This window comes from Luteococcus sp. H101 (assembly GCF_038433155.1).
GTDB lineage: Bacteria > Actinomycetota > Actinomycetes > Propionibacteriales > Propionibacteriaceae > Luteococcus.
In genome coordinates, this window is the sequence record NZ_JBCDMW010000019.1 from 14,957 (window position 1) to 30,103 (window position 15,147).

15 protein-coding genes are annotated in these 15,147 nt (G+C 69.1%); 9 read left to right on the forward strand and 6 right to left on the reverse strand.

The window, feature by feature from the left end:
- Positions 1–50 precede the first annotated feature (50 nt).
- Positions 51–1,502, forward strand: a complete 1,452-nt coding sequence (locus AAEX60_RS06925; RefSeq protein ID WP_342102178.1) for a glycine hydroxymethyltransferase — start codon at positions 51–53, stop codon at positions 1,500–1,502.
- 60 nt (positions 1,503–1,562) lie between these two features.
- On the opposite strand, the gene AAEX60_RS06930 is transcribed toward AAEX60_RS06925, so the two are convergent.
- On the reverse strand, positions 1,563–3,284 hold the full coding sequence (locus tag AAEX60_RS06930) for a DUF2207 family protein (RefSeq protein WP_342102180.1): 1,722 nt from the start codon (positions 3,282–3,284) through the stop codon (positions 1,563–1,565).
- Between the two features lie 108 nt (positions 3,285–3,392).
- Between AAEX60_RS06930 and AAEX60_RS06935 the strand changes: the two genes are divergently transcribed.
- From AAEX60_RS06935 to AAEX60_RS06960, 6 genes are all read left to right on the forward strand, one after another.
- Complete coding sequence (locus AAEX60_RS06935) at positions 3,393–4,511, forward strand: VanZ family protein (RefSeq protein WP_342102182.1); 1,119 nt, start codon at positions 3,393–3,395, stop codon at positions 4,509–4,511.
- Between the two features lie 9 nt (positions 4,512–4,520).
- On the forward strand, positions 4,521–5,798 hold the full coding sequence (locus AAEX60_RS06940; protein WP_342102183.1) for a neutral zinc metallopeptidase: 1,278 nt from the start codon (positions 4,521–4,523) through the stop codon (positions 5,796–5,798).
- A 119-nt stretch (positions 5,799–5,917) separates the two neighbouring features.
- A complete protein-coding gene (locus tag AAEX60_RS06945) occupies positions 5,918–7,393 on the forward strand; it encodes a BglG family transcription antiterminator (RefSeq protein ID WP_342102185.1) in 1,476 nt (491 codons plus the stop codon).
- Positions 7,383–7,811 carry a PTS sugar transporter subunit IIA gene (locus AAEX60_RS06950; RefSeq protein ID WP_342102186.1) on the forward strand — a complete coding sequence of 143 codons (429 nt, stop codon included), beginning with the start codon at positions 7,383–7,385 and terminating at the stop codon, positions 7,809–7,811. The genes AAEX60_RS06945 and AAEX60_RS06950 overlap by 11 nt, the downstream gene beginning before the upstream one ends.
- 43 nt (positions 7,812–7,854) lie before the next feature.
- Positions 7,855–9,306 (forward strand): PTS fructose transporter subunit IIC, encoded by a 1,452-nt coding sequence (locus AAEX60_RS06955; RefSeq protein WP_342102187.1) that lies wholly within the window; start codon positions 7,855–7,857, stop codon positions 9,304–9,306.
- Positions 9,307–9,334: 28 nt separating this feature from the next.
- Positions 9,335–9,796, forward strand: a complete 462-nt coding sequence (locus tag AAEX60_RS06960) for a PTS sugar transporter subunit IIA (RefSeq protein WP_342102189.1) — start codon at positions 9,335–9,337, stop codon at positions 9,794–9,796.
- Between the two features lie 66 nt (positions 9,797–9,862).
- Here AAEX60_RS06960 and ispF read toward each other — a convergent pair whose 3' ends face one another.
- Genes ispF through AAEX60_RS06975 form a run of 3 tightly spaced genes read right to left on the reverse strand, consistent with a single transcriptional unit; the run spans position 9,863 to position 11,551 of the window.
- A complete protein-coding gene (gene ispF, locus AAEX60_RS06965) occupies positions 9,863–10,339 on the reverse strand; it encodes a 2-C-methyl-D-erythritol 2,4-cyclodiphosphate synthase (protein ID WP_342102190.1) in 477 nt (158 codons plus the stop codon).
- Positions 10,336–11,043 carry a 2-C-methyl-D-erythritol 4-phosphate cytidylyltransferase gene (gene ispD, locus AAEX60_RS06970; protein ID WP_342102191.1) on the reverse strand — a complete coding sequence of 236 codons (708 nt, stop codon included), beginning with the start codon at positions 11,041–11,043 and terminating at the stop codon, positions 10,336–10,338. The genes ispF and ispD overlap by 4 nt, the downstream gene beginning before the upstream one ends.
- Positions 11,044–11,065: 22 nt before the next feature.
- A complete protein-coding gene (locus AAEX60_RS06975) occupies positions 11,066–11,551 on the reverse strand; it encodes a CarD family transcriptional regulator (protein ID WP_342092167.1) in 486 nt (161 codons plus the stop codon).
- Positions 11,552–11,796: 245 nt separating this feature from the next.
- Here AAEX60_RS06975 and AAEX60_RS06980 point away from each other — a divergent pair, with 245 nt between their 5' ends.
- Positions 11,797–12,282, forward strand: a complete 486-nt coding sequence (locus tag AAEX60_RS06980) for a hypothetical protein (protein WP_342102192.1) — start codon at positions 11,797–11,799, stop codon at positions 12,280–12,282.
- Positions 12,283–12,370: 88 nt separating this feature from the next.
- Here the strand turns inward: AAEX60_RS06980 and AAEX60_RS06985 are convergent, their stop codons facing one another.
- A complete protein-coding gene (locus AAEX60_RS06985) occupies positions 12,371–13,048 on the reverse strand; it encodes a response regulator transcription factor (protein WP_342102195.1) in 678 nt (225 codons plus the stop codon).
- Complete coding sequence (locus AAEX60_RS06990; protein ID WP_342102490.1) at positions 13,045–14,238, reverse strand: sensor histidine kinase; 1,194 nt, start codon at positions 14,236–14,238, stop codon at positions 13,045–13,047. Before AAEX60_RS06990 ends, AAEX60_RS06985 begins: the two co-directional genes overlap by 4 nt.
- 222 nt (positions 14,239–14,460) lie before the next feature.
- On the opposite strand from AAEX60_RS06990, the gene phoU reads away from it, so the two are divergent.
- A complete protein-coding gene (gene phoU / locus AAEX60_RS06995; protein ID WP_342102197.1) occupies positions 14,461–15,126 on the forward strand; it encodes a phosphate signaling complex protein PhoU in 666 nt (221 codons plus the stop codon).
- The last annotated feature ends 21 nt before the right edge of the window (positions 15,127–15,147 follow it).

Here is a 15,147-nt window from a genome sequence, read left to right on the forward strand (position 1 = left end):
GCGATAGATTGGGAGGCGTCCCCAGCCGTCTGCCCTGTTCAGGAGTCCCCGTGACCGACGTCGCGTCCACCAACAGCACCGCCGCCAGCGCCTACCGCACCATGCTCGACATCATCGGTGGCGTGGAGCCGCGGATTGCCGAGGCCACCCGCCAGGAGCTGACCGACCAGCGTGAGAGCCTGAAGCTGATCGCCAGCGAGAACTACGCGAGCCTGCCCACCCTGATGACGATGGGCACCTGGTTCAGCGACAAGTACGCCGAGGGCACCGCCGGGCACCGCTTCTACGCGGGCTGCCAGAACGTGGACACCGTCGAGTCCGTCGCCGCCGAGCACGCGCGGGAACTGTTCGGCGCCGAGTACGCCTATGTCCAGCCGCACTCCGGCATCGACGCCAACCTCGTCGCCTACTGGGCCATCCTGAACAAGCGGATCGAGAGCCCCGAGCTGGAGCGGCTGGGTGCCAAGACCGTCAATGACCTGTCCGAGGCCGACTGGGAGACCCTGCGCAAGACCTTCGCCTCCCAGCGCGTGATGGGCATGAGCCTGGACGCCGGCGGCCACCTGACCCACGGTTTCCGCCACAACATCTCCGGCAAGATGTTCCACCAGCGCTCCTACGGCACCGACCCCGAGAGCCAGCTGATCGACTACGACAAGCTGCGCGCCGACGCCAAGGAGTTCAAGCCGCTGATCCTGATTGCCGGCTACTCCGCCTACCCGCGTCGGGTGAATTTCGCGACGATGCGCGAGATCGCCGACGAGGTGGGCGCCACCCTGTTCGTGGACATGGCGCACTTCGCGGGCCTGGTGGCCGGCAAGGTCTTCACCGGCGAGGAGAACCCCATCCCCTACGCCGACGTGGTCGCCTCCACCACCCACAAGTCCCTGCGCGGCCCGCGCGGCGGCTTCGTGCTGAGCACCGCCGAGTACGCCCCGTCCATCGACAAGGGCTGCCCGATGGTCTTGGGCGGCCCGCTCAGCCACGTGATGGCCGCCAAGGCCGTCGCCTTCGCCGAGGCCCGTCAGGAGAGCTTCCAGGCCTACGCCCAGCAGGTGGCCGACAATTCCCAGAGCCTGGCCGAGGGCCTGATGAAGCGTGGCGTGAAGCTGGTCACCGGCGGCACCGACAACCACCTCAACCTGTTGGACGTCACCTCCTCCTTCGGCCTGACCGGTCGCCAGGCGGAGAGCGCCCTGCTGGATTCCGGCGTGGTCACCAACCGCAACTCCATCCCGGCCGACCCGAACGGCGCCTGGTACACCTCCGGCGTGCGGATCGGCACCCCGGCCCTGACCTCGCGCGGCTTCGGCGCCGACGAGTTCGACCGGGTGGCGGAGCTGATCGTCGACGTGCTGAAGAACACCACCCCGGTCACCGCCTCCACCGGCAAGCCGGGCAAGGCCAAGTACACCCTGGCCGACGGCGTCGCCGAGCGCACGAAGGACGCCTCGGCGGAGCTGCTGGGCAAGTTCCCGCTCTACCCCGGGCTCGAGCTCTGAGCCACGAACGACAGAACGGGCCCCGTCATGATGACGGGGCCCGTTCTTGCGTTGTCGCGTTCAGCGGCCGAACAACTGCCCCTGCACCGTGACGATGAAGGCGTTGAGGGAGTCCGGCAGGTCGGCCAGGTGCCAGTCGCCCGGGGCGTGGTACCAGTGCAGGTCCTGCCCGTCGGGGTCCACGTCATCGTCGGCCTCCACCAGCGCCTTCACCCACCGCTCCCGGCCGCCCAGCACGATGGCATAGGGCAGGATCCGGGAGAGCTCCAGGTATTCCTCCCCGGCCGGGAGCTGGTTGGTGGGCTGGGTCTGCAGCTGGGAGGCCAGGGCGGACAGGCCGGCCAGCAGCGCGGAACCGCGGGCGGTGCGTCGCGGCATCTCTTGGGCGACGATGAGGGCGCCCAGGGCCAGGGCGGTCAACGCGAAGCCGACCAGGCCGAAGCTGGTGAACAGCACCAGCAGGATGGTGCTGACAATGGCGCCGGCCAACAGCCCCCAGCCCAGCAGGGTCCAGGTGCTGCGGGTCTGCTCGGGGCTGCGGTCGAACCAGCCGCGGTGCACCACATCCTGGTAGAGCTCATGCTGCACCTCCTCCACGACGGGGGTGACGGCCTCGGAGATGGCGGAGACCGCCGCCCCCGGACCGTCGGCGGGGGCGACGGCGTCCCGCAGCCGCTTCTCGAAGGGGCGCAGGTCTCCCTCACCGCCCTCGAGCCGCTCGAAGCTCCAGTCCGGCCCGCGGTGCACATTCTCCCGGGGCAGCTCGACGATGCGCACCCAGCCGCGCACGGCCAGGTCCAGCAGGGTCGCGGTGACGTCGATCGGATCCACCCGTTCGTCGGCGACGGTGCCGATGTGGCCGGGACGGACGTCCTGCAGCACGGTGAACCGGCTCTGGCCGGGCCCGACGGGCGTGAACTCGGCCACCGGGGTGACCTCGCGGCTGCCGGTGTCGCGGCCGGTGCGGCGGTGCAGCAGCCACAGCGCCAGACCACCCAGGAGCAACGGCAGCAGGGAGGCCAACAGGGTGTTGCGGTTGACGCTGAAGGCCCGGTCCAGGGACCAGCGGTGCTTCAGCGTGGCATTCGCCTTGACCACGTCGGAGGGCACGGCAAAGTCGATCACCGCCACCTCGCCGGCGGCGCGGGGACCGTCGGTGAAGCTGGGCTGCGGCGAGTCATGGGTGCCGCCACCGAAAGTGGTGCACGGGCTGAGGCTCTGCGGCGGCCCCGCCTCGCAGTTCACGAAGTTGATGGTGCCGGGAGTCTGCACCGTGCCGGTGACCTCCTTGACCGGGATGTTGAGGCCCTGCAGCATGGGCCACTTCACCTCGGTCCGGTTGGCGACGCCGGTCACCGCGGCACCATCCCGCGCGGCCCCCACCACGGAATAGGCCAGGGTGATCGGCTTGCCGGCGGCCTTGGCGGTGTCCACCGCGATCAACACGTCATCGCCGTCGGTCTCCACCCGCGGCGCCAGGTCCACCGTCCCCGCCCTGGCGGTGACGTCGCTGATCTGGAAGTGGTATTCGGCCTTGTCCAGGGCGTCCTCGGTGGTATCGATCCGCTGCTCCAGAGTGGCGGGCGCGGCGCCGCCGAAGGTGATGGTCTGGGAGACCTGCAGCCGGCCGTCGGCGGCCAGCGTGCCGTCGGCCTGCACGGTGTTGCCCGTGTTGTCGGCATGCGCGGGCGGCTGGGCCAACCCGATCAGCGCCACGCTGGCGCCCAGCAGGCCAGCGGCGATCCTTCGGGCGACGGGGATGCGGCAAGGAAGTGCTGACACGCGCAGACCTTTCGGCTGGTGGAGGGTGGCCGACACCAGCTTTGCACAGCCTGAGGAGGGAACCGGCACGGTTGGCGTCGTGCCGTCGGTTGCGGGAATAGTGGGCGGGTGCTCACCAATGCCCTGAACTCCCTGCTGGTGGGTGGCGCCCTGTCCGCGCTGCTCTTCCTGCCCGTCGTCATCTGGCAGTACCGCCGCTATGGCGAGATCGCGGAGATTCGGCTGGGCCTGCTGGGCGCGCTGCTGGTCTACTGCTCCGCGCTGGTGGCCTACACCATGTTCCCGCTGCCGCAGCCGGGCACGCTGACCGAGTGGTTCTGCGCCCACCGCAAGAGCCTGAACCTGGACCCCACCGATGCCATCACCCGGGTGCAGCGCGCCACCCGCGGGCTGGCGCCGCGGCAGGCGCTGCTGGACCACAGCGTGCTGGAACTGGTCTTCAATGTGGCGCTGTTCGTGCCGCTGGGCTGGTTCGGGCGTCGGATCGGGGAATGGCGCGTGCTCACCACGCTGCTGGTGGGGGTGGCGGTCTGCCTGCTGATCGAGCTCACGCAGTACACCGGCGTCTACGGCATCTTCCCGTGCGCCTACCGGCTGGCCGACGTCGTGGACCTGGTGACCAACACCACCGGCACCCTGGTGGGGATCGCGCTGGCGATGCTCTTCCCCCGCCTGTTTCCCAGCACCGCCCAGCTGGAGGCCGACGCCGACCGGGCGCGGGAGGTGGACAAGGGGCGACGCTGGCTTGGCCAGGTGCTGGATGCCGCCTACTACCTGGTGGCGCTGGCGGTCCTGGGCTTCGGCCTGGCCCTGCTGATGTCCGGGGCGGGGCTGGCCTCCCGGGAGCAGCCGGCCCTGCTGTGGCGGGCGATGATGGGGCTGGCCGACCTGCTGGCCCTGGTCTTTGCGCTGGTCTCCTTCAGCGGCGACGGCTCCTCGATGGGCCAACGCACCACCTACCTGCGGCCGGTGCTGCACCCGGTGTTGCGCGGCGGGGGCGCCCCGTCAGGGAGGCGGCGCCTGCTGCGGCCCTTCGTCTGCCTGGTGCCAGTGGCGGTGCTGGTCTTCGGCCAGCCGACCATGGCGGGACGGATCCTTGGCCTGGCCTGGGCGGCGGTGGCGGTCCTGTCCATCCTGGTCACCCGACGCGGGCTGAGCGGCCTGGTGTGTGGTGTTGACTACGCCGACAACCGGGCGGCGGCGGCTTCGGGTCCGGTTGGCGGTTAGTCTCGTGGCGTGACGCAACAGCCGTGGGGAAACCAGCAGAACCCGTGGGGGCCGCCCCAGGGCAGTCCGTGGGGCCAGCAGCCGCCCCAGCAGCAGGTGTGGACCCAGCCCGGGCACCAGCCTGGTTGGGGGCAGCCGGGGTGGGGGCAGCCGCAGGCCTACCAGCGGCCCAACTACCAGTACCCCACGGGCATGCCGCCCTACCCCGGCCAGACCTATGGCCGGCCGCCCAAACGGCGTCGCAACCCCCTGGTCACCTTCCTCAAGGCGCTCTTCCTGCTGGCCGTGCTGGGTTTCATCGCGTTGACCGTGCTGGGCTTCCTGCTCAGCTATGCCGCCAACCAGGTGCCGGCGCCGCAGCCCACGTCGGGGGCCACCCAGCCGCTGCCCACCGACCCCAGCGACGAGCCCTCCGAGGATCCCGGCCCGGAGCCCGGGGGCCAGTCCACCACCGGGCCGGCCGCCTCGGCGCCCCCGGCGAACTACCAGAACGAGCAATACCGAGTGCCGCCGGTGGATCGCACTCCCCCGGGCCTGCCGCAACCGGAGACCTATGAGGAGGCCACGGATCTGCTGAAGGCCAATCCGCTGTACAAGACGTCGGTGCCGCGCCCGGTGCGCTGTGAGATGGCGGAGCTCAACATGTCGTCGGCCTCCCGCCAGGAGCTGACCACCCACCTGAACGAGATGATGGGCTGCCTGATGCGGGTCTGGGACCAACCCCTGACCGACGCCGGTTTCCAGGCCGTCCGGCCCAGCGTGACGGTCTATTCGGGCAGCGTCACCACCAAGTGCGGCAAGCTGCCCCGGGCCAATGCGGTCTACTGCGGGGCGGACCAGCAGGTCTACTACGCGGAGGACCTGCCCACCGTCGTGCCCCGCACCCTGCGTGATTCCCGGTTCATCACCGAGAGCGTGGTGGCCCATGAGTTCGGCCATGCGGTGCAGGCCCGCAGCGCGATCCTGGTCTCCGAGCTGGCCTGGGAGGAGAAGTCCAGCAAGTCCACGGCGCTGGAGCTGAGCCGACGTCTGGAGGTGCAGGCCGACTGCTTCGCCGGGCAGTTCCTGGGCTCGATCCAGACGTCCACCCGGATGAGCGACGAGGAACTGGCCAATGTGGCCAAGCTCTTCCACTCGATCGGCGACGACGTCCTGACCGGCAAGCCCGGCTACGAGGGCAATCACGGCTCCGGTACCAGCCGGGTGTCGTGGACCAATGCCGGTCTGGGCAGCACCTCGGTGGGCTCCTGCAATACCTTCACCGCCCCCAAGTCCGCGGTGCGCTGACCGACACCTGACAAGGTCACGGTGTCCACAGCTGTGGACACCGGACTGCCTTCCCCCCGGAGGGCGGGGCGCATAGTTTGGCATCGTCCGTCACCGTCGACATCGAATTGAGCAGACCCGTGCCCAGCCAGCCACTCACCCCAGAGGCGCTGGTGCTGTACCTGTTGAAGCAGTCCGCCCACACACCGGCGGAGCTGGTGGCCGAGCACTTCGGAGTCTCGAGCAAGACCATCTACCGCTGCGTCCAGGAGATCAACGCCGCCAATGGTGAGGCCTTCGTGTCCTCCCAACGCGGCAAGGGGCTGATGATCAATCCGACGGCCACGCTGCACAGCCGGAGCCGGACCCCCGCCGAGGTTCCGCCAGGCGGGCAGCTGCGGGCCCACGACCGTCGTCGGCGCATCCTGCGCGCCCTGCTGGACGAGTCCCCGCTGGCAATCCACATCGACGACCTGTGCGCTGATTACCAGATCAGCGAACCGCAACTACGCGCCGACGTGCACCAGCTCCAGCAGACGGTACGTCGCTACGGGCTGCAGGTGGTGCGCAGTCACCACGAGCTGGCCCTGGTGGGGGCAGAGGCCGGGGTGCGCAGCGCACTGTCCGACATGCTGCTGGTGGCCAGCATCGGCTCCTTGACGATTGCCGACACGACGCTGGAGCAGGAGGGCGAACTCGAGGACATGGCCTTCGCCCGCGCCCAGACGGACTTCGTCACGGAACTCCTCGGCTGTGCCCTGCCCTCCCCCTATGACGTGAACCTCGCCACCCACCTGTTCGTGCTGGCCAGCCGGGCGCGCCATCCCCATCACCCCGGCGAGCAGCAGGCGGTGGCCCCCTATCGGCACCACCACCCCGTGGATGAAAACCTCTGGCGCGCCGCCGAACTGGTGCGGGCCAATGTCGAACGGCATCTGGGGCGGCCGGTGCCCGACGTCGAGGTCGACTATCTCTATGCGTACCTTGCTTCCGCGCACCTGGTGGGGACCTCACCGGAACCGGATCGACAGGATGCTGCGGAGTCCTTCACACGACAGTTGGCCGAGCGGATGGGGCATCGCTGCAGCGTCCACTTCGCGTCGCCGAGCCTGGTCCACGATCTGTCGAGGCATGTCCGGCCGATGCTGAACCGGCTGCGTTACGGATTGGGGGTTACCAACCCGGTCCTGGGCCAGATCCGTGAGGCCTACCCTGACCTGGTGCAGGACCTGGGCGCCGAGCTGCATGCCCTCACCCGGGAGCTGGAGCTGGCATCCCTGTCCGACGACGAGGTTGGCTTCATCGCCCTGTACTTCGCCCGCGAACTGGAGCTCAGGGCCACCCCAGTCCGGGCCCTGCTGGCCTGCGCCTCCGGTATCGGCACCGCGGAACTGCTGCGGGTGAAGATCACCCGGGCCTTCCCCGAGATCGACGTCGTCGAGGTTGCCTCGGCCAGTCGGGTTCCCAGCCTGCTCGCCAGCAAGGCCGCGATCGACCTGGTGGTGACCACGGTCCCCGTCGAGCTGCCTGGCGACCTGCCCGTGGTGGTCGTCGACGCCATGTTGTGCGAGGACAGCCAGAACCGGGTCAGGCAGGCGCTGCGCCATGTCCGGTGACTGCCTCGGCCTGGGCGTGGTCAGCGACAGCGATGCCCGCACGCCGCTGTCCGCACTCGACGACTGCGCGACCCACGCCAGCGCCCTGACCAACTGTCCGTCCGAGGTGCTGCGCACGGCACTGCGGGAACGGGAGGACCTCGGCAGCACCCGGATCGCCCCGGGGATCCACCTGCCCCATGCCGTGCTCCCCAATCTCGGACGAAGTTGCCTGGTTCTGGTCCGTCCGCGCGACCCGCAACCGGATCTGCGGCTGCTGATCGCCCTGTTCGTCGACCAGGGCGCCACCGAACCGGTCCTGGGCGCCGTTCGACGCCTGTCCCGGGCGCTCGCCGACGACGAACTGCTGGAGGAGCTGGCCACGGCACCGGCCCACCGGTGCGTCGAGCGACTCAAACCCCTGATGACCCATCCCTGACACCCCTGACAATCACCGCAGAAGATCACGCAAGGAGAACCTGATGGCCAGATTCGTTGGCATCACAGCCTGTCCCACAGGCATCGCCCACACCTACATGGCAGCCGAGAAGCTGGAGGAGACCGCCCGTGCCCAGGGCGACGAGATCATCGTCGAGACACAGGGGTCGATTGGCGTCGAGAATGCCCTGAGCGCCGCGGACATTGCCGCGGCTGACGCCGTCATCATCGCCGCCGACAAGGAGATCGACACCTCGCGCTTCCCCGGGAAACGCGTCCTGCTCACCGGCGTCAAGGACGGCATCGACCGTCCGGCCGCGCTCCTGCAGGAGGCACTGCATGCCCCGGTGCTGCACGGCGCCTCCGCGGCCGAGCCCGGCTCCGACGAGGAGACCCGGACCCATGACGGTTTCGGACATGGCCTCTACAAGGCGCTCATGAGTGGCGTCTCCCGGATGATCCCCTTCGTCGTGTGTGGCGGCATCATGATCGCCCTCGCCCTGGGCATCGGCGGCAAGCCGACCCCGGCTGGCATGACGGTGCCGGACGACAGCTTCTGGCAGACCATCCTGCAGGTGGGCGTACTCGCCTTCTCCCTGATGGTGCCCGTGCTGGCCGGATTCATCGCCGAGGCCATCGCGGACCGTCCCGGCCTGGTGGTCGGCATGGTGGCCGGCTTCATCGCCAACAGCGGTGCCAACTTCCCGTACCTGACCACCACCGACGCCGCCGGGACCAAGACCGGACTGAACACCGGCTTCCTCGGGGCGATCCTGATCGGCTTCCTGGCCGGCTATGTCGCCAAGGCGCTGCGCTCCATCCCCTGGCACAAGTACCTCAAGCCCATCGTGCCCATCCTGATCATCCCGATCGTGGGCACCACCATCGTGTCGCTGCTCTACGTCTACATCTTCGGTCGGCCGCTGGCGGCACTGTTCAACGGGCTGACCCACTTCCTCGCCGGGATGTCCTCGTCGTCCATCGTCCTGCTGGCCATCATCATCGGCATGATGATCACCTTCGACATGGGCGGCCCGGTCAACAAGGTGGCCTTCCTGTTCGCCGGCGGCATGGTGGCACAGGACCACGGGGCCATCATGGGCCTGGCCGCCGCGGCCATCCCGGTGCCCCCGATCGGGATGGGGCTGGCCACCCTGGTCCGCCGTCGCCTGTTCACCGATGCTGAGCGAGAAGCCGGCATCGCGGCTCTGTTCATGGGCATGTTCGGGATCACGGAAGGGGCGATCCCCTTCGCCGCCGCCGACCCGGCCCGCGTCATCCCGTCCAACATGATCGGTGGGGCCGTGGCGGCCGCCGTCGCGGCCCTCTTCGGGGTGCACGACGTGGTGATGCACGGCGGGCCGATCGTCGGCGTGCTCGGGGCCGCCACCCCGGTGGTCCAGTTCTTCATCGCCATCCTCGTGGGTTCGCTGGTGACCGCCGGGCTGTCGATCATCCTGAAGGCCACCGCAGCTCGCGCCACGGCCACCCGCTGAACTCCCACCTGCACGGAAAGGACCTGCCATGACTCGTCTACTGGACCTGCTCGACCTCCGGTCGATGGACCTCCGGCTCACCGCAACCACCAAACAGGAGGCCATCACCCAGATGGTGGAGCTGATGGCGCGCTCCGGTGTGGTGTGTGATGCCCCCACCTACCTCGAGGCCGTCCTCGCCCGGGAGTCCGAGGGCACCACCGGCCTGGGGGATGACGTCGCCATCCCGCACGCCAAGTCCGACGGAGTGCTCCGCCCCGCGGTGGCCTTCGCCCGGGCGCCGCAGGGCATCGACTGGGGCGCGAGCGATGGGTCCCTGACCCGTCTGGTCTTCCTGATCGGCGTCCCGGCGGCCCAGGCCGGGGACGAACACCTGCGGATCCTCGCGATGTTGGCGCGCAAGCTGGTCAACGGCCAGTTCCGCACCTCCCTGCTGGAAGCGGCCGACGAGCAGCAGGTGCGCGAGATCCTGGCCGTCGTCGGCGCCTGAGCGTTCCGACGCGTCAGCCCGCCCCGTCCCGCCGGACGGGGCGGGCTGTCATGTCAACGGCAGAGCTCAGGAGGAGTAGACCAGCGCGCTCGCTATGGCGGCGACGCCCTCGCCCCGCCCCGTCAGCCCCAGCCGGTCCGTGGTGGTGCCGGCCAAGCTGACGGGGGCGCCCAGCGCCTCGCTCATCACCCGCTGGGCCTCCTCGCGTCGGGCGGCCAGCCGGGGGCGGTTGCCGATCACCTGAACGCTGACATTGCCGATCTCGAAGCCCGCGGCCCGCACCCGACGGGCGGTCTCGGTCAGGAAGGCGACGCCGCTGGCCCCGGCCCATTCCGGTTCGCTGGTGCCATAGTTCGATCCCAGGTCGCCCAGCCCCGCCGCCCCCAGCAAGGCGTCGCAGATGGCGTGGCAGGCCACGTCCCCGTCGGAGTGCCCGGCCAGCCCCCTGGGCTCGTCGGGGAAATGGAGGCCGGCGCAGTGCATCGCGGCACCCTCGGCCAGTTGGTGCACGTCGGTGCCGATTCCGGTGCGGAAGGGGATCATGTCTGCTCCTGTCTGCGCCCAGCGGCGATGGCCTCGGCCACCAAGAGGTCGAACGGTTCGGTGACCTTGGTGGCATCCCGGGAGCCGGGGACCAACCGGACGGGATGCCCCAAGGCCTCGCACACCGCGGCGTCGTCGGTGACCTCCAGCCCGCGCTCCGCGGCCTGCCGGTGCGCCTCGCGCAGGGTGGCCAGGTCGAAGCCCTGCGGGGTCTGCACGGCCACCAGGGCGGACCGATCAACCACCTCGGAATCGCCCGCCTCGAGCGGGCCCGGGCAGGTGCGCCGACGGATGGTGTCCACCACCGGCACCACCGGGATCACACACACGTGGCCGTCGGCCACCGCCTGGCGCACCGCGAGCACCACGTCGGCGGGCACGAAGGGCCGGGCGGCATCGTGCACCAGCACGATCCCGTGCTCTCCCGCCGCGGCCAGACCGTTGGCGACGGAGTCCTGCCGTCGCGCTCCCCCGACGACCAGCTCCACCGGGATCCCCACCCCGGCCAGCGCCTCGGCGAAGTCGGGCAGCAGGCTGGCGGCCACCACCACGACGGCCCGCTCACAGCCCCCGGCGGCCAGCGCGTCGACGGACCAACGGACCAGCGGCTTGCCGTCGATCCGCACCAGCGCCTTGGGCACCTGCCCACCCAGCCGGGAACCAGAACCGGCCGCCACCACGAGGGCGACGACCGGTTCATTCATGGTCTGAATACTAGGGCACGAGTCAGGAAGCGAGCACCTCGTCGAGCATGACCTCGGCGCGGTCCTCCTCGACCTTCTCGGCCAGCGCCAGCTCGGAGACCAGGATCTGGCGAGCCTTGGCGAGCATGCGCTTCTCGCCGGCGGACAGGCCGCGCTCCTTCTCCCGACGCCACAGATCTCGAACCACCTCGGCCACCTTGAGCACATTGCCGCTGTGCAGCTTCTCCAGATTGGCCTTGTAGCGACGGGACCAGTTGGTGGGCTCCTCGGTGTGCGGCGCGCGCAGCACGGAGAAGACCTTCTCCAGCCCATCCTGGTCGACGACATCGCGCACACCCACCAAGTCGAGGTTGCACGCAGGCACCCTCACCACCAGGTCGGTCTGGCCGATGATCCTCAGCACCAGGTACAGGCGGTCCTCGCCCTTGATCTTGCGGGTTTCAATGTCTTCGATGACAGCAGCCCCATGATTGGGGTACACCACCGTCTCACCGACCGTAAAAGTCATATTATTTGCAACCCCTTTCCCGCGGACCATTCTAGCACGAAGCAAGCTCGGCCTAACTTGCATCAAGCCTTGTCACGCGGTAATGCGAAGTTCGGTGAGGTCTTGACAAATGCGCTGTGATATGCGGCCCGAGTGCCCGCTTCAGCAGTCATGATTGGAACATCTTGTGCCCCCGACGGGCGCCGGGCGCGGAAAATGGCTAGTCTGATCGCATCCGTCCGGACATCGAAGAGGACCTACTGACGATGAGCATCACCGCTTCTGCCGCCCGCCTTCGCCCCGTCGCCGTCGCCGCTGCCCTGGTGCTCGGTCTCGGGATGAGTGGCTGCGCCAACTACGAGACGCTGGAGCCCTACCAGCCCGCCGCCGGGATGCAGACCGATGCCCCCGGTGTGAAGGTCCGCAACCTGATGGTCATCGACGAGGGTGGCCAGCTGCACCTGGCCGGCACCCTGATTGCCGATGCCGAGGACAGCCTGACCAAGGTGGAGGGCACCGCCCTGAAGGCCAGCGGGGACCCGGCCGGCCCGCTGACCATCGCCGCCAAGACGGTCAAGCTGCCGGCCGTCAAGAACGCCAACCTCGCCGACGAGAAGATCACCGTCAAGGGCGACGTCAAGGGTGGCGGCATGACCAAGATCAAGCTCACCTTCCAGAAGGCGGCTCCGCTGGAACTGACGGTGCCCGTGCTGGACGCGAAGTCCGCCGGCCTGGCCAGCAAGAAGGCCTGACCCCCCTCCCGCGGCAGACAAGAAAGACCCCGACGCCTCTTGGCGTCGGGGTCTTGTCATGTCGCCCCCGGGGAAGGAGGGGGCCGGGTCAGCCCTCGAACTTGTAGCCCAGCCCGCGCACCGTCACCAGCAGCGCGGGATTGGACGGGTCGCGCTCGATCTTTGCCCGCAGCCGCTTCACGTGCACGTCCAGCGTCTTGGTGTCGCCGACGTAGTCGGCGCCCCAGATCCGGTCGATCAGCTGGCCGCGGGTCATCACCCGGCCGGAATTGCGCAGCAGCAGTTCCAGCAGTTCGAACTCCTTGAGGGCCAGCCGGATCGGCTCCCCGTCGACGGTCACCTCGTGCCGCTCGACGTCCATCCGCACCCCGCCGGCCTCCACCAGCTCCGGGACCAGCTCGGAATCCTGGCCGCGGCGCAGCACGGCGCGGATCCGAGCCACCAGCTCGCGGTGACTGAACGGCTTGGTGACATAGTCGTCGGCGCCCAGTTCCAGCCCCACCACCTTGTCGATCTCGGCATCCCGGGCGGTGACCATGATGATCGGCACATTGCTGCGGGAGCGCAGCTGGCGGCAGACCTCGGTGCCGGGCATGCCGGGCATCATCAGGTCCAGCAGCACGATGTCCGCCCCGACCCGCTCGAACTCGGCCAGGCCCTTTGCCCCGTCGGCGGCATCGGAGACCTCGAAGCCCTCCTTGCGCAGCATGTAGCCCGTCGCCTCGCGGTAGGACTCCTCGTCCTCGATGATCAATACGCGCGTCATGACACCCTTTCGGACTCGTCCTCGTGCTCCACAACCAGCTGGCCCTGCTGCGGGGCGACATCCACCGGGAGCCGCACCGTGAAGGTGGACCCCTGCCCCAGCTTGCTCCACACATTCACCGAACCACCATGCACGGCCAGGATGTGCTTCACGATGGAAAGGCCCAGACCGGTGCCACCGTGTTCCCGACTGCGGCCATAGTCCACCCGGTAGAAGCGCTCGAAGATCCGCTGCTGGTTCTCCGGGGTGATCCCGATGCCATTGTCCGCGACGCTGATCTCCACGAATGGGTCACCGTCCTCGTCCACGGGACTGGTGGTGATCACCACGCGCGCACCATGGTTGGAGTAGACGATGGCGTTCTGCACCAGGTTGCCGATGGCGTCCACCAGCTGGTGCTCGTCGCCCAACACCGTCAGCTGCTCATCACCAGCCCGGATCACGTCCACGGCCTGCTTGGTGGCCAACTCCCGGCTGCGCTGCAGGGCCTGGTCGATCACGTCACCGACGATCACCGGCTCCGCCCGGAGCATCGGATCGTCGGACTGCAGCCGGGACAGGTCGATGATCTGGGTGACCAGCTCTCCCAGCCGGGCCGCCTCGGCCTGCATCCGACCAGTGAAGCGGCGCACTGCCTCCTCGTCGTCGGCGGCCTGTTCCACCGCCTCGGCCAGCAGGGAGATCGCGCCGATCGGCGTCTTCAGCTCATGGCCCACATTGGCGACGAAGTCCCGTCGGGTCTCGTCCACCCGCAGCAGAGCGGTCCGGTCATCTGCCAGCACCAGCAGCGCGGCGTCGCCGAGCGGCGCCACCCGGACGTTCAAGTGCAATGATGGCGCCCCGATCCCGCGCGAGACCTCGGTGTCGAAGACCACCGGGTCCTGGCTGGAGCGCACACTGCGCACCTCGTCCAGCACGCGGTCGATCAGGATCCGGTCGCCGCGGCAGAGCCCCAGCGAACGCGCCTGGGGATTGCTGTGCAGCACCTCGTCGTGCGGCCCGATCACCAAGGCGGCGGACCGCAGCAGGTTGACCACCTCCACCACCTGTGGCTCCACGGTGGTGGGCCGGGTCCGGGTGGGTTGCTGGATCTGCGCATAGCGCTGTTCGGAGCGGTGCCACCACCACATTGCCGCTGCCCCCAGGAGAACCCCGAGCAGCAGCCCCAGCAAAGCCCAGAGCACCGTCATCACCACCCCAGCATATGGCCTATGACCACGGGCGACGGCGGCCGGGAGCCGGTAACAGGCACAACCATTTCCCGACTGTTCACCTTCTGGAAACTCCGTGTCCCCATCCCGTCAGTTGCACCTGCCTAGCCTCAGGTCCGATGCCTGCACTGAGCGGTTCGGTCCGGAGGTGGCAGGATGTCAGACGCGAGCATTCGCACACCACCGAGGAAGGCACTCTCAATGCGCGAGACCTATCACGAAGAACTCAACGACGTCGTCAACCAGCTGGTCAGCATGAGCAGCAATGTGCGCAGCGCGGTGCACGACGCCACCCGCGCTCTGCTCCAGGCTGACCTCCGGATGGCCGAGCGGGTCATTGCCGACGATGCCCGACTGGACGCCATGCACGAGCAGATCGAGCGGCAGTGCTTCCAGCTGCTGGCCCGCCAGGCCCCGGTGGCCGGCGAGCTGCGCACCATCGTCGCCGCCCTGCGGATGGTCTTCGAGCTGGCCCGGATGGGTGACCTGGCGGCGCACGTCGCCAAGATCGCCCGGATGCGCTACCCCGAGCACGCCGTGCCGGAGGACCTGGTGGCCAACTTCTCCCGGATGTCCGAGCTGGCCGACGCCATGATCGCCGCCGCCGGCCGCACCCTGGACGAGCGCGACGTCGAGGAGGCCGAGAAGCTGGCCGAGCACGACGAGGAGATGGATGCCCTGCGCGCCGAGCAGTTCCAGGTGCTGCTGGCCGACGACTGGCAGCACGGCGTGGAGAAGGCCGTCGACGCCGCCCTGCTGGGCCGCTACTACGAGCGGATCGCCGACCACGCGGTGGCCATGGGCCGTCGGATCATCTACATCATCACCGGTGAGGCGCCCGAGGGCGAGAACTGGCCCAACGCCTGACATTGGGGGCGTGCCGCCCCC

Bases quoted from the DNA above. Each gene is read 5' to 3' on its own strand.
- ispD (WP_342102191.1), bottom strand. From the start codon at position 11,043: ATGAATGAACCGGTCGTCGCCCTCGTGGTGGCGGCCGGTTCTGGTTCC.
- ispF (WP_342102190.1), bottom strand. From the start codon at position 10,339: ATGATCCCCTTCCGCACCGGAATCGGCACCGACGTGCACCAACTGGCC.
- AAEX60_RS06960 (WP_342102189.1), top strand. From the start codon at position 9,335: ATGACTCGTCTACTGGACCTGCTCGACCTCCGGTCGATGGACCTCCGG.
- AAEX60_RS06990 (WP_342102490.1), bottom strand. From the start codon at position 14,238: ATGACGGTGCTCTGGGCTTTGCTGGGGCTGCTGCTCGGGGTTCTCCTG.
- AAEX60_RS06955 (WP_342102187.1), top strand. From the start codon at position 7,855: ATGGCCAGATTCGTTGGCATCACAGCCTGTCCCACAGGCATCGCCCAC.
- phoU (WP_342102197.1), top strand. From the start codon at position 14,461: ATGCGCGAGACCTATCACGAAGAACTCAACGACGTCGTCAACCAGCTG.
- AAEX60_RS06985 (WP_342102195.1), bottom strand. From the start codon at position 13,048: ATGACGCGCGTATTGATCATCGAGGACGAGGAGTCCTACCGCGAGGCG.
- AAEX60_RS06980 (WP_342102192.1), top strand. From the start codon at position 11,797: ATGAGCATCACCGCTTCTGCCGCCCGCCTTCGCCCCGTCGCCGTCGCC.
- AAEX60_RS06950 (WP_342102186.1), top strand. From the start codon at position 7,383: ATGTCCGGTGACTGCCTCGGCCTGGGCGTGGTCAGCGACAGCGATGCC.
- AAEX60_RS06975 (WP_342092167.1), bottom strand. From the start codon at position 11,551: ATGACTTTTACGGTCGGTGAGACGGTGGTGTACCCCAATCATGGGGCT.